We start from the raw sequence: 13,076 nt of genomic DNA, 5'->3' as shown, positions 1-13,076 counted from the left end.
ATCACAGCAGTTCGATCACGGCCTGGACAAGCTGCGTCGTCGGGTCGAGCCGATAGACATAGCCGTCGCTGTAACGATAGCGGGCATCCGGCCCGTCGCGGTAACGATCCCGGTAATTATACGGCACGTTGTAGACGTCGTAGCCCGATGGCATCGGCTGTCCCACGCGGATGTCATTCCCGGTGAGCAGCGCCGCAACCGTGGTGATCGCCTGCGTCGTGGGGTCGATCCGGTAGATCGTATTGTCGGCATAACGATAGCTTTGCGCATTGCCGAGGTCGAAATAGGACTGGTAATAGGACGGGAGCGGCTCCTGCTGGAACCAGTTGGGCCAGCGCTGTCCGGGCGAAAGCGCCCCGGCGAGCAGCGGGTAATAGCCGCTGATCCTGCCGCCATCGCCGATCCGCACCAGATTGCCGTCATAATAGCGATAACGCCCGTCGGTCATGTTGGGCAGATCCCACCAATCGAGCCGGTCGTACCGGCGGTCCGCCTTCCGCGCGAGGCCGGGCGGCATGCAGCCGTTGTTCTTCTTGGCAAGACCGGGCGGGCACCCGTCGACGGGCCGGTAATCGGGCGAGCGGCGGTCGTAGTAAATATCGCGCACGGGCCCGTCGCGGTAATCGCCGCGCGAATAATAATCGTCGCGGGCGTAGCGGATATCGCGATCCTGCCGGGCATTGCCGTTGTTGCCCTGCATCACCGGCCGGTTGCCGTTCCCGTTCCCATTCCCGTTTCCGTTGAACGATTTGGCGGAATTGCCGCGCGGCTGGGCATCGTTGGCAAGGCGGGCATTGCCGTTTCCGTTGCCGTTCCCGTTGCCATTGCCCGGATTACGAGGAGCGGCAGAGGCCTGCTTGTCCGGCTTTCCGCCGCCATTGCCGCGGTTGCCGGCTCCATTGTTGCCACGGGCGTTGCCATTGCCGTTTCCGCCCTGGGCGGCGGCCTGGCCCTTCGCCTGGCCGTTGCCATTCCCGTTGCCATTGCCATTTCCGGGCTGCGCGTGGGCGACCGGGGCGGACAAGGCAAGCACGGCTACGCCGATCAAAAACTTGCGCATTGTTAATCTCCTTTGCGGGAGTAACGCATTGCAAAGGCGCGCGGTTCCACAAAGACACACGCTGCGGCATTGCCCCTCTCCCACGTGGCGGACATGCAAAAGGGCGCCCGACCCACGGCCGGACGCCCTTTCGCAAAATGCCGTTCCGATGGAATCAGGCGCTGTAATACATGTCGAATTCGACCGCGCTCGGCGTCGTTTCGAAACGCAGCACGTCGGCCCATTTCAATTCGGCATAGGCGTCGATCTGCTCCTTGGTGAACACGCCGCCTTCGAGCAGGAACTCGTGATCCGCTTCCAGTGCGAGCAACGCTTCGCGCAGCGAACCGCACACGGTCGGCACCTCGGCGAGCTCTGCCGGCGGCAGGTCGTACAGGTTCTTGTCCATCGCTTCGCCGGGGTGGATCTTGTTCTTGATCCCGTCGATGCCCGCCATCAACAGCGCCGCGAACGACAGATAGGGATTGGCGAGCGGATCGGGGAAGCGGAATTCGACGCGCTTCGCCTTTTCGCCCGCGCCATACGGAATGCGGCACGATGCCGACCGGTTGCGCGCCGAATAGGCGAGCAGCACCGGCGCCTCGAAGCCCGGCACCAGACGCTTGTAGCTGTTGGTGGTCGGGTTGGTGAAGGCGTTCAAGGCCTTGGCATGCTTGATCACGCCGCCGATGTAGTAGAGGCAATTGTCGGACAGGCCGGCATAGCCATTGCCGGCAAAGGTCGGCTTGCCATTGTCCCAGATCGACATGTGCGTGTGCATGCCCGACCCGTTGTCGGCCTTGATCGGCTTGGGCATGAAGGTCGCGGTCTTGCCATAGGCCTGCGCGACCATGTGCACGACATATTTGTAGATCTGCACCCGGTCCGCCGTCTGCGTGAGCGTGCCGAACGTGATGCCGAGCTCGTGCTGCGCGGAGGCGACCTCGTGGTGGTGCTTGTCCATGGGCAAGCCCATTTCGACCATCGTCGTGACCATTTCGGCACGGATGTCCATGGCGCTGTCGACCGGCGCGACGGGGAAATAGCCACCCTTGGCGCGCGGACGGTGGGCGAGGTTGCCGCCTTCATAATCGCGGTTCGAATTGGTGGGCAGTTCGATGTCGTCGATGCGATAGCCCGAGCCATCGTAACCGTCATAGAACTTCACGTCGTCGAACATGAAGAATTCCGGTTCCGGCCCGACATAGACCGTGTCGCCCAGCCCCGTGGTCTTCAGGAATTCCTCGGCGCGCTTGGCGGTGGAACGGGGATCGCGGCCATAGAGCTCGCCGGTGGAGGGTTCGACGATGTCGCAGAACAACACCATCATCGGCGTCGCGGAGAACGGGTCGATATAGGCGGCGTCGAGATCGGGTTTGAGGATCATGTCCGATTCGTTGATCGTCTTCCACCCCTCGATCGAGGAGCCGTCGAACATCAGCCCCTGTTCCAGCTCGTCCTCACCCAGCGGCCCGGCCAGCATCTGAAGATGCTGCCACTTGCCCTTGGGGTCGGTGAAACGCAGGTCGACCCACTCGATCTCTTCGTCCTTGATCCGTTTCAGGATGTCGCTTGCAGAAGCCATGTTCATACCTTTCGTCTTGGTACCCGGACACGCCGGGGATTTTTCGTGAGAATTTCGACATTCCGCGCGTGTGCCGCGCGGTCGCTGCGCGAACTCAGACCGCGTCGGCGTCGCGTTCGCCGGTGCGGATGCGGATCGCCGATTCGATCGGGGACACGAAGATCTTGCCATCGCCGATGCGTCCGGTCTGCGCCGCGCCGGCGATCGCCTCGACGACGCGTTCGGCAAGATCGGCGGTGACGATCACCTCAAGCTTCACCTTGGGCAGGAAATCGACGACATATTCGGCGCCGCGATACAGCTCCGTATGCCCTTTCTGCCGTCCGAAGCCCTTGGCCTCGGTGACGGTGATCCCGGTGACGCCGACTTCATGAAGGGCTTCCTTCACCTCGTCGAGCTTGAATGGCTTGATGATTGCCTCGATCTTTTTCACAGCGCTTTCAAGGCCCCCGCAAATGCGCTTCCCGCACGATGCGGCAAGGGCGGGAATGCCGGAATGCCGCGCCGGGGCGACGGGAAGATTCGCCGTCCGACTAGGGCGGAACCCTAGGCGATGGACAACCCGAACGAAAGGGGGCGGAGCCGCGAAAGAGGCGGTTTTTGCGGTGATTCGCAAAATAAACTTGCGTGGAGACAGGCAGGGTGATGCCTAATCGTGCAGGCCCTGCCCAAACATTGGGCAGTGCCTGTCACGCAGGCACTATTTGCCGAGGTTCAGCCCCGCCGTCTCATCGAACCCGGCCATGATGTTGAGGTTCTGAAGCGCGGCACCGCTCGCCCCCTTGCCCAGATTGTCGAGCGTCGCGGCCAGCCGGATCTGCGCACCGTCCGCGCTTGCGAACACGTGCAGCACGATCCCGTCATGCGCGCCGCCCTCGGCATCGAGCAGCAGCGCGGTCCGGTCCGTGTCCTTGGGTGCGACGGTGACGATGGGCGAATGGGCATAGCGTTCGTGCAGGGCGGCGCGCATCGCATCGGCATCGGCCGCAAGCCCCATCGCGGCGGCGGGGATCGGCACCTCCACCACCATGCCGCGCATCGCGGACACCACCGCCGGCGCGAACACCGGCGCATGGGTCAGGCTGGCATGTTTCTGCATTTCGGGCAGATGCTTGTGCCCGCCGTGGAGGGCATAGCCGCGAAACGCCGGCGGGCTCCCGGCGTTGCGGTAATCGGTGATCATCGCCTTGCCGCCGCCCGAATATCCGGACACGGCATGACACACGAACGGGAAATCCGCCGGCAACAGCCCGCCCGCCACCAGCGGCGCGACCAACGCGAGGAACCCCGTGGGATAGCAGCCCGGATTGGATACAAAGCGCGCATTCGCGATGGCGTCATGCCCGACCAGTTCCGCAAAACCATAGGTCCACCCGTCCGCAACGCGATGCGCGGTCGATGCGTCGATCACGCGGGTGGTATCGTTGCGGATCATCGCGACCGATTCGCGCGCGGCATCGTCGGGCAGGCACAGGATCGCGAAATCGCAATCGTTCAACGCCTCGGCCCGCGCGGCATCGTCCTTGCGCCGGTCGTCGGGCAGGGTGATCATCTCGATCGCGCTCCGCCCGTTCAGCCGTTCCGCGATTTCCAGACCGGTCGTCCCCGCCGCCCCGTCGATGAAGACCCGCACGCTCATGCCATGGCCTTCAGGGCATCGGACGCGACATAGCCCGCCATGCCGCCCGGCGCACAGCCCCAGGCGAATCCACCGGAAAAATCGAGCACGTCGAACATGTCCCCTTCGTTGAGCGACCCGACCGGACAGGCCCCGACCTGCGGCGAGGCCACGACCGGCGCGGCCCGCGTCGCGACATGCGCCATCGGTACCGCGTAATGCGGCACGAAGATCCTGCCGGCCAGATCGATATGCGCAAGATCGCCGCGCGCAGGAAGGCGCGCGTCGTCGCTCTCACGCGGGCCGGACAGGTTGAAACTGCGCGGCTGAGGCTCTGCGGGAATGGACAGGGTAGTTGGATCGGGCAAGGGCGGCATGTTTCTGATCGAGTGAAAGTCTTTCGCGAACGCGCCGCTTAGACCGCCGTGCCGACAGAGGCAAGTTTCCGCCCCGCCGCACCGGTTCAATTGCCGCCGAAACGCGTGCGCACCATGTGCCATGCCGCCCTGAGGCCGAGCGCGGCGCCGCCCTTGGGCCGTCCCGGCTTTGCCGAGGGGCGCCATGCGAACGTATCGAAATGCGCCCAGTCGAGATCGTCGGCCACGAACGCGTCGAGGAAAAGCCCCGCGGTGATCGCGCCAGCGAACCCGCCGCTGGCCGAATTGGCCATGTCGGCGACGTCGCTTTTCAACATGTCGCGATAGGTTTCGGGAAGCGGCAGGCGCCAGCATTCGTCGTCATGCGCCTTGCCCGCGGTGAGCAGTGCATCCGCCGTCGCATCGCGCCGCGCCATCAGCGCCGGCAGGTCGGGGCCGAGCGCCACGCGCGCCGCGCCGGTCAGCGTGGCGAAATCGATGATGAGTTCGGGCTTCATCTCGCTCGCCCGCGCCAGCGCATCGCCGAGGATCAGCCGCCCTTCGGCATCGGTATTGGTGATCTCCACCGTTTTCCCCGCCCGCGATGTCAGGACGTCGCCCGGCCGGAATGCATTGCCGGCAATCGCGTTCTCCACCGCCGGGACGAGGCAATGCAGACGCACGTTGAGCCCCCGCGCCATGATCAGCTGCGCCAGCGCCAGCGCATGCGCGGACCCGCCCATGTCCTTCTTCATCAATGCCATGCCGCTCGCGCCCTTGATGTCGAGCCCGCCGGAATCGAAACACACCCCCTTGCCCACGATGGCGAGCCGCGGCGCATTTTCATCGCCCCATTCGATTTCGATCATGCGGGGCGCAAACCCGCGCGCGGCGGCGCGGCCCACGGCATGGACCATCGGATATTCGCGTTCGAGCGTGTCGCCGCGCGTAACCGATATGGTCGCGCCATGCGCCTTCGCGATGCGCTCGGCCTCGGCCTCCAGCGCGTCGGGGCCCATGTCCTCTGCGGGCGTGTTGACGAGGTCGCGCACCAGATGGGCGGCCTCGGCCTCCGCGATGGCGGCGTCGATGGCCGCGGCCTGCTGCGTGAGGAGGATGCGCGGACCTTCGGCCTCGGCGTTCTTCTTGTACCGGTCATACCGATATTGTGCGGTCTGCCACCCGAACAGCGCCGGGCCGGCATCCCCCTTGGCAAGGCGGTAGGTGCCGGCGGGCAGCACCTCGGCAAGCTTGGCCAGGCACCAGCTCGACAGGTCGGCGGGATTGGCGACGCCGCCCACCGCGAACCAGCCATCGCCATCTGGCACGATCGCGGTCTCATACCCCTTGCCCTTGAATTTCTGCGCCGCGAGGGCCGCGCGCTGCGGCCCGGACAGGGTGGCGCGCCATGCATCGAACCCGTCCTTGTTGACGAGGTGCAGCGCGATCGCGTCCTGACCGCGGTCGGCCTCGATGAGGGCGGGGCTCTTTTCGGATCGGGTCATCGTATCCATATCCTTGGTTGTCGGCGCAATAGGCGGCACTGTTATCCGCTAGCGAGGAAAATCTGATCATGTTTCGAACGGCTCTTGCCACCGCCCTGTTCCTGCCGATTCTGACAGGATGCTCCGACAATGGCGCGGCGGAGCCTGCGGCAGCGCCCGCGAGCGAGGACGCGGCGACCATCTCCGCCGTGGCCGAAACTCCCGCGCAACCGGGCCGGGCCGAGGCGGTGGACGAAAGCACCGACGATTTCGAGTTCGCCTATAGCTGGCCCGCCGCGGCCGGCACCGGCCCGTTGAAGGATGCGCTCACCGCCGAGCGGCAGCGCCTGCGCAACGAGATCGCGACAAGCGCCGGCGCCGCGCGGCGGGAGGCCGAGGCATCGGGATACCCCTTCCGCCCCTTCGGTTTCGAGAAGGAGTGGAGCGTGGTGACGCAAACGCCGCGCTTCGTCTCGCTGTCGGCGGAAACCTATGTTTACGAAGGGGGCGCGCACGGGATGCAAACCTTCGATGCGCTGGTGCTCGACCGGGAGAAGAACCTGGTGCTGCAGCCCGGCACGATGTTTTCGGGCACCGCCGCTCTCAACGATGCGGTGCGCGGGCCGATGTGCGACGCGCTCGACCGCGCGCGGGCCGAACGGCGCGGCGACATGGGCACCGAGGGCGGGTGGGAAAACGCCTGCATCGATCCTGTATCGGACACCTCGATGATTCTCGGGTCGAGCGACGGGCGCCGGATCGACCGGCTCGGTTTCCTCGTCGGGTCGTCGGTCGCGGGCGCCCATGCGGAGGGCAGCTACGATCTCACCATTCCGGTGACAGACGCGGTGATCGCCGCGCTCCGCCCCGAATATCGCGACGCATTCGCCGCCGCGCCGGAGGGGTGAAGACCGCCCGGCCCGGCGTTTGACCACTCGCAATCCGGCCCCAGCGACGCTACATGGACCCGATGACCCAATATCAGACCGTAGACGACACCGACATCCTGCCGCGCGACGGCACCATCAAGCTGCATGGCGAGGCCGGGTTTGCCGGCATGCGCAAGGCAGGCCGGCTAGCGGCCGAAATCCTCGATGCGATGGCCGAAATGGTGCGCCCCGGCATCACCACGGGCGCGCTCGACGACGCGGTGCGATCCATGACGCTCGACGCCGGTGCGGTTCCGGCCACGGCGGGCTATCGCGGATACCGGCACAGCTGCTGCATCTCGATCAACCATGTGGTGTGCCACGGTATCCCCTCGGAAAAGACGCTGAAGGATGGCGACATCGTCAATATTGACGTCACGCCGCTGCTCGACGGATGGCACGGCGACAGCTCGCGCATGTATCTGGTCGGCGATGTACCGCTCAAGGCGCGGCGGCTGGTCGACGTGACGTACGAATGCCTGATGATCGGGATCGAGCAGGCCCGCCCCGGCGCGCGGCTCGGCGATATTGCGTCCGCCATTCAGACCCATGCCGAAAATCACCGCTATGGCGTGGTGCGCGAATTTTGCGGGCACGGGCTGGGCCGGTTGTTCCACGATGCGCCCGAAGTCGTCCATGCCGGGCGCGCGGGCACCGGGCCGGAATTGAAGCCGGGCATGTTCTTCACCATCGAACCGATGATCAATCTGGGCAAGGCGGGGGTGAAGCTGCTCGACGACGGATGGACGGCGGTGACGCGCGACCGTTCGCTATCGGCGCAGTTCGAGCATTCCATCGGCATTACCGAGGATGGCTGCGAAATCTTCACACAGAGCCCGAAGGAACGCCACGCGCCGCCCTACGATGTATGAGCCTGCCGACGTGTGACCGGGGCGTCGCACGCGGACATGTCCGCCGCAAAATAAACGCCCCGGTTCCTCTTGGCGGGAACCGGGGCGTTTCCTCTCCAACCGGCTTCGCGCCGACCGGAACGATCGCGGCGCTGGCCTCAATCCTCCGGGGCGATTTCGACTTTCAGACCGTCCAGATCGCCCGACATCGGGATCTGACAGGAAAGTCGCGAATTCTCCTTGCGATGGTCGGAGCTGTCGAGGAGATCGTCCTCGTCTTCCGACATCTTGGGCAGCTTTTCGCCGAACGCGGGATCGACATAGACATGGCACGTCGCGCAAGAGCAGCAGCCCCCGCAAAGCGCCAGCAATTCATCGAAACCATTGTCGCGGATCGCTTCCATCACGCTCAGCCCGTCCTGGGCTTCGACCGGCTTTTCCTCGCCTTCGCGATTGACGACAATCAGTTGCGGCATAGTCTGTCCCTATGTTTCGGCGGCGATGCGCGGGGCACCGCTTGCCTGTCCGGGACGGGCTGCTATCGCGTTGCGCAGGATTTGGCAAGCCTGCTTGTGGTCGGGCGCAACATGACGAAGGACCAGCGATGGGTTTGACGTACGCACAACTCACCGCCGGACTGGACGCGGTCGCGGCCCGCGATCCGCAGGTTGCGCGTGCGCTGGAGGCGGTCGGATACCCGGAGGAACGGATCCGCGAAACCGGATACCGCACATTGCTGCGCACCATCGTGGGACAGCAGGTGTCGGTCGCGGCGGCGAACGCGGTGTGGGGCCGGCTGGTCGCGCATCTGGGGGAGGATATTCCGCCACGCGCCGTGCTGGACGCGGATTTCGACGCCTTGCGCGCTTGCGGCCTGTCGCGGCAGAAGCAGGATTATGCCCGGTCCTTGTGTGCGTTGATCGACGACGGTTCGCTCGACCTCCACGCGCTGCCCGCCGATGACGAGGAAGCGATTGCCGCGCTCACGCAGGTCAAGGGGATCGGGCGCTGGTCGGCGGAAATCTACCTGCTTTTTGCCGAGGGGCGGCCCGACATCTGGTAGGCCGGCGACCTTGCCGTGCAGGTGGGGGCGGGGCGCATTGCCGGGATGAAGGAACGCCCCGACGAACGCGCCACGCGCGCGCTTGCCGAAAAATGGCGACCGCATCGCGGCGCGATGGCGATCTTCACCTGGCATTATTACCAGAATCCGGCGTTATAGCGCGGCGTCGATCGCCCGTGCCATGGCCGCGTCGCGGGCCGACAATCCGTCCGCGTCATGCGTCGTGAGCGTGATGTCCACGCGGTTGTAGACATTGCTCCATTCGGGGTGATGGTCCGCCTTTTCCGCGAGCAGTGCGACGCGCGTCATGAACCCGAACGCGGCGACGAAATCACCGAACACGAAGCGCCGTTCGATCGCGCCGCCATCTTCGCGCAGCGTCCATTCCGGCGCCTGCGCCAGCATCGCGCCGATTTCCTCTTTCGTCAGCCTGTCGACCATATTCGTATCCATTCCCCTGGCTTGGCACGCGGCCCATCATCCCATAGACCGGCGCGATGGCCGCCGCCCTTTCGATTCCGTCCGACCCGCCCGCCCAGTCCGGCCCGATGGCGTATGCGAATGCCGTGCTCGACGCGCGGGATCTGGCATGCCGGCGGGGCGAACGGCTGTTGTTCGCAAAGCTGTCGCTGCGGTTGAAGAGCGGCGATGCGCTCCATCTGGCAGGGCCGAACGGCGTGGGCAAGTCCAGCCTGATCCGGATCCTGGCGGGATTGTCGCGGCCTTTTGCCGGCACCGTGGAGCGGAGCGGCGATATTGCCCTGCTCGATGAGCGGCTGGCGCTGGACACGCATCTGCCGCTCGGCCGGGCGCTCGGCTTCTGGGCGCGGTGCGACGGGTTGGCTGACGAGGCCGCGGCGCGCATCGCAAGCCGGGTCGGCATCGACGGCCTGCTCGACGTGCCGGTGCGCTATCTTTCCACCGGGCAGCGGCGCCGGGCTGCGCTCGCGCGCATGGCGGGGCGCGGGGCTGCGATCTGGATGCTGGACGAACCGCTCAACGGGCTGGACGCGGCATCGACCGACATGGTGGAGGCGCTGATCGCGGAGCATTGCGGGTCGGGCGGCATCGCGCTCGTCGCCTCGCACCAACCGATCCGCTTGCCCGGCATGGCGCGCCTCTCGATACCGGATTATGCCGCGTGACGGCCCTTTGGGTGCAGGTGTTCCGCCGCGACATCGCCATGCTGCTCACGGGCGGGCGGCGCGGCGGGGCGGGATTGCCGGTGCTGTTCTTCCTGGCGGTGGCCATGCTCTATCCCTTTGCCGTAGGGCCGGATGCGGCGCTGCTCGCGCGCAGCGGCGGGGGCATCGTGTGGGTCGCGGCGTTGCTGGCGGCGATCCTTCCGCTCGACCGGCTGGTGGAGCCGGACCTCGATGCCGGGTTCTTCGATCAATGGGCGATCCGCGGATTGAGCGAGGAATGGATCATGGCGGCGCGCATCGGTGCGCACTGGCTGACCTTTGCGGTGCCGTTGATGGCGGCGGCCTTGCCCGCCTCCGCCCTGCTCGGCCTTTCGGGGGAACAGGTGCGGGTCGTGATGCTGGGCCTGCTTGCGGGGACGCCGGGGCTGGCGGCGCTCGGCGTGATGGTGGCGGGGATCACGGCTGGGCTGCGCGGGGGTGCGGCGCTTTCGGGGCTGCTCATCGTGCCGCTGGCGATACCGCTGCTGATCTTCGGGGCGGGCAGCCTGTCGAGCGGGGGCGAGGGCGGCATCGCGCTCACCGGCGCGGTCAGTCTGGTGCTGCTTGCGATTGCGCCCTTTGCCGCTGGCGCGGCGGTGCGCGCGGCCCGCGATTGACCGCCGCTTTATCGTTGCCCTTCGGCAATGCGCCTCCTACCTTGGCGATGATGCAGACAATTCCTGATACATTATCGCTTATCGGCAACACCCGGCTGGTCCGGCTCGCAGGGCCGAGCGAGGCCGCCGGATGCGACATTTTCGGCAAGTGCGAGTTCGAGAATCCCGGCGCGTCGGTCAAGGACCGCGCCGCGCTGTGGATCGTGCGCGATGCGGAGGAACGCGGCGCGCTCGAACCCGGCGGCACCATCGTCGAGGGTACGGCCGGCAATACCGGCATCGGCATGGCTCTCGTCGCCAATGCGCGCGGGTATCGCACCATCATCGTCATGCCCGAAACCCAATCGCGTGAGAAAATGGACACGCTGCGGGCGCTGGGCGCGGAGCTGGTGCTGGTCCCTGCGGCGCCCTTTTCCAATCCGGGCCATTTCGTGCACACCTCCCGCCGCCTGGCCGAGGAGACGGAGGGCGCGATCTGGGCCAATCAGTTCGACAACACCGCCAATCGCAAGGCCCATATCGACAGCACCGCCCCCGAAATCTGGGACCAGATGGGCGGAAAGGTCGACGGGTTCACCTGCGCCGCGGGCACGGGCGGCACCATCGCCGGGGTCGGCATGGGACTGAAGGAACGGAGCGAGGATGTGCGCATCGCGCTGTCGGATCCGCACGGGGCCGCGCTGTATAATTATTACGCGAACGGCGAACTGAAGGCAGAGGGCAGCTCCGTCGCCGAAGGGATCGGACAGGGGCGGATCACCGCCAATCTCGAAGGGGCGCCGATTGACACGCAATATCGCATCTCGGACGAGGAAGGCCTCGAATGGGTGCGCCGCCTGCTTAAAGAGGAGGGGCTGTGCCTTGGCCTGTCGTCGGGCATCAACGTGGCGGGGGCGATCCGCCTAGGGCAGGATCTCACGCGTGACCTCGGCCGGCCGGCGCGCATTGCGACGATCCTGTGCGATACGGGCTTTCGCTATCTCTCCAGCCTCTACAATCCCGAATGGTTGCGGGCCAAGGGGCTTCCCGTCTTTCCCTGGCTGAACGGGTGAGGGGGGCACGGTCATGGCGTTGACGCGCGGATTCGCCCGGCGCGAAGCCTCCGCCAGAAAGGCCGAGCTCGATTCCGCCGCCCTTCGCGGCGCCCGCGTTCAGGCGAGCCAGCGCATACAGCTCGGCATCGCGGGCATCGGCGCGATGCTGCTCCTCGTCGCTTTGGCCAGCACCATCATGGAGCAGGCGCGCGAGGCCGAGGACCCTCAGATCGCGGCGCAGGAAGGCGCGGAGGCGAAGGCCAACCGTACCGATCCGCTGGTCGATATCGGCGTCGTGCCGGAACTGCCCGCCGAGGGAGAAGGCGATAGCGTGCGCGATCTTCCCGCCGCGGATCTCCCTCCGCCGCAGGCCGCACCGTCGACGCCGCCCACCGGTAATCGCAGCGGCGGCGGCAATAACGGCGGCAACGCCAGCGGCACTGTCGGTGGCGCCGGGCAATAGGATGCGCACGCTTGCTACGCTGTTCGCCGCGCTCGCACTGTGCGGGTGCAACACTGGCGCGGGCGGGGGTGCGGGCGCGGGCGGCGGTGCGGACGCCGCCAATGCGAACCCGTCTTCGGCCGGGGGCGCCGCGACGGTTGCGGCGAACAGGCCCGCGCTCGCCTTGTTCACCAGCCTGCCGATATTCTGGGCCGAGGGGGACATTGACGCCTTGCTCGACGGGAAAACGCGGGACCATTGGGCGAAGGCCGTGATCGCGCGCGATTACGATCTGCGACCGGTCGACCGGTTGACCCAATTGGGCGACCCGGGGGATGGCGGCGTGCAGCGTCTTTTCATGGCACAGCCGCGGGCGCTTGCCGGTGACGAAAATGTCGCGCTCGACACATGGGTGCGCGGCGGCGGGCGGCTGGTGCTGCTCGCCGATCCGATGCTGGAGGCGCATTCGGAATACGGGCTCGGCGACCGGCGCAGGCCGGAGGCGATGGCGATGCTGTCGCCGATCCTGGCGCGCTGGGGTCTCGAACTCGCCTATGACGAGGCGCAGGACGAGGGCTGGCGCATGGCACGCACGCCCGGGCCGTTGCCCGTGTCGCAGGCGGGGCATTTCGTCCTGACCGGAGAGGGGCACGATTCGGAGTGTGAGACGCAGGCAGGCGGGCTGATCGTGCGATGCCGGATCGGGGATGGCACGGTCCTGGCGATTGCCGATGCCGCGCTTTTGCAGGACGGCGACGCCCCGGTGGAGGGCGCGGAAACCGCGTTGCGCGCGATGCTGGGCACGCTCGAAGCGCCGCTCTGACCCCGCCGTCGCATTGCCCATCGGGGATCGTGCGGGACGAATGGCCGACAT

15 protein-coding genes and 1 pseudogene are annotated in these 13,076 nt (G+C 66.4%); 8 read left to right on the top strand and 8 right to left on the bottom strand.

From position 1 onward, the window contains the following. Window position 1: 1 nt before the first annotated feature. The 6 genes from JD971_RS03310 to JD971_RS03285 form a co-directional block, all read right to left on the bottom strand. Window positions 2-1,060, bottom strand: coding sequence for a hypothetical protein (locus tag JD971_RS03310; protein WP_202085910.1), 1,059 nt, complete (start codon window positions 1,058-1,060; stop codon window positions 2-4). A gap of 154 nt (window positions 1,061-1,214) precedes the next feature. Next, a complete protein-coding gene (glnA, locus tag JD971_RS03305; protein ID WP_202085908.1) occupies window positions 1,215-2,624 on the bottom strand; it encodes a type I glutamate--ammonia ligase in 1,410 nt (469 codons plus the stop codon). Window positions 2,625-2,718: 94 nt separating this feature from the next. Beyond that, window positions 2,719-3,057, bottom strand: coding sequence for a P-II family nitrogen regulator (locus tag JD971_RS03300; RefSeq protein WP_202085906.1), 339 nt, complete (start codon window positions 3,055-3,057; stop codon window positions 2,719-2,721). Between the two features lie 267 nt (window positions 3,058-3,324). Then, entirely contained in the window at window positions 3,325-4,263 is a 939-nt protein-coding gene (argC, locus tag JD971_RS03295; protein ID WP_202085904.1) for an N-acetyl-gamma-glutamyl-phosphate reductase, read from the bottom strand. After that, window positions 4,260-4,610, bottom strand: coding sequence for an SH3 domain-containing protein (locus JD971_RS03290; protein ID WP_236672243.1), 351 nt, complete (start codon window positions 4,608-4,610; stop codon window positions 4,260-4,262). Before JD971_RS03290 ends, argC begins: the two co-directional genes overlap by 4 nt. Before the next feature lie 95 nt (window positions 4,611-4,705). Further along, a complete protein-coding gene (locus tag JD971_RS03285) occupies window positions 4,706-6,103 on the bottom strand; it encodes a M17 family metallopeptidase (RefSeq protein ID WP_202085903.1) in 1,398 nt (465 codons plus the stop codon). Window positions 6,104-6,171: 68 nt separating this feature from the next. Here JD971_RS03285 and JD971_RS03280 point away from each other — a divergent pair, with 68 nt between their 5' ends. Continuing rightward, window positions 6,172-6,990 (top strand): DUF4163 domain-containing protein, encoded by an 819-nt coding sequence (locus tag JD971_RS03280; protein ID WP_202085902.1) that lies wholly within the window; start codon window positions 6,172-6,174, stop codon window positions 6,988-6,990. Between the two features lie 62 nt (window positions 6,991-7,052). After that, entirely contained in the window at window positions 7,053-7,883 is an 831-nt protein-coding gene (gene map / locus JD971_RS03275) for a type I methionyl aminopeptidase (RefSeq protein WP_202085900.1), read from the top strand. A 137-nt stretch (window positions 7,884-8,020) separates the two neighbouring features. Here the strand turns inward: map and JD971_RS03270 are convergent, their stop codons facing one another. Further along, on the bottom strand, window positions 8,021-8,338 hold the full coding sequence (locus JD971_RS03270; RefSeq protein WP_202085898.1) for a 2Fe-2S iron-sulfur cluster-binding protein: 318 nt from the start codon (window positions 8,336-8,338) through the stop codon (window positions 8,021-8,023). Between the two features lie 128 nt (window positions 8,339-8,466). On the opposite strand from JD971_RS03270, the pseudogene JD971_RS03265 reads away from it, so the two are divergent. After that, window positions 8,467-9,084 (top strand): annotated as a pseudogene (locus tag JD971_RS03265) (DNA-3-methyladenine glycosylase). Here JD971_RS03265 and JD971_RS03260 read toward each other — a convergent pair. Then, window positions 9,079-9,366 (bottom strand): 4a-hydroxytetrahydrobiopterin dehydratase, encoded by a 288-nt coding sequence (locus JD971_RS03260; protein ID WP_202085897.1) that lies wholly within the window; start codon window positions 9,364-9,366, stop codon window positions 9,079-9,081. The pseudogene JD971_RS03265 and the gene JD971_RS03260 overlap by 6 nt on opposite strands. Window positions 9,367-9,473: 107 nt before the next feature. Between JD971_RS03260 and ccmA the strand changes: the two genes are divergently transcribed. From ccmA to JD971_RS03235, 5 genes are read left to right on the top strand one after another with little or no spacing between them, the layout of a single operon-like run. Continuing rightward, on the top strand, window positions 9,474-10,070 hold the full coding sequence (gene ccmA, locus JD971_RS03255) for a heme ABC exporter ATP-binding protein CcmA (protein ID WP_202087296.1): 597 nt from the start codon (window positions 9,474-9,476) through the stop codon (window positions 10,068-10,070). Then, on the top strand, window positions 10,067-10,726 hold the full coding sequence (locus JD971_RS03250) for a heme exporter protein CcmB (protein ID WP_256435280.1): 660 nt from the start codon (window positions 10,067-10,069) through the stop codon (window positions 10,724-10,726). Before ccmA ends, JD971_RS03250 begins: the two co-directional genes overlap by 4 nt. Before the next feature lie 50 nt (window positions 10,727-10,776). Continuing rightward, window positions 10,777-11,778, top strand: a complete 1,002-nt coding sequence (locus JD971_RS03245) for a cysteine synthase A (RefSeq protein WP_202087294.1) — start codon at window positions 10,777-10,779, stop codon at window positions 11,776-11,778. Between the two features lie 13 nt (window positions 11,779-11,791). After that, entirely contained in the window at window positions 11,792-12,223 is a 432-nt protein-coding gene (locus tag JD971_RS03240; RefSeq protein ID WP_202085896.1) for a hypothetical protein, read from the top strand. 1 nt (window position 12,224) lies between these two features. Further along, a complete protein-coding gene (locus JD971_RS03235; protein ID WP_202085895.1) occupies window positions 12,225-13,025 on the top strand; it encodes an ABC transporter in 801 nt (266 codons plus the stop codon). The last annotated feature ends 51 nt before the right edge of the window (window positions 13,026-13,076 follow it).

It is taken from the genome of Croceicoccus sp. YJ47 (genome assembly GCF_016745095.1).
Classification (GTDB): domain Bacteria; phylum Pseudomonadota; class Alphaproteobacteria; order Sphingomonadales; family Sphingomonadaceae; genus Croceicoccus.
This window is presented reverse-complemented; position numbering and strand designations above follow the sequence as displayed.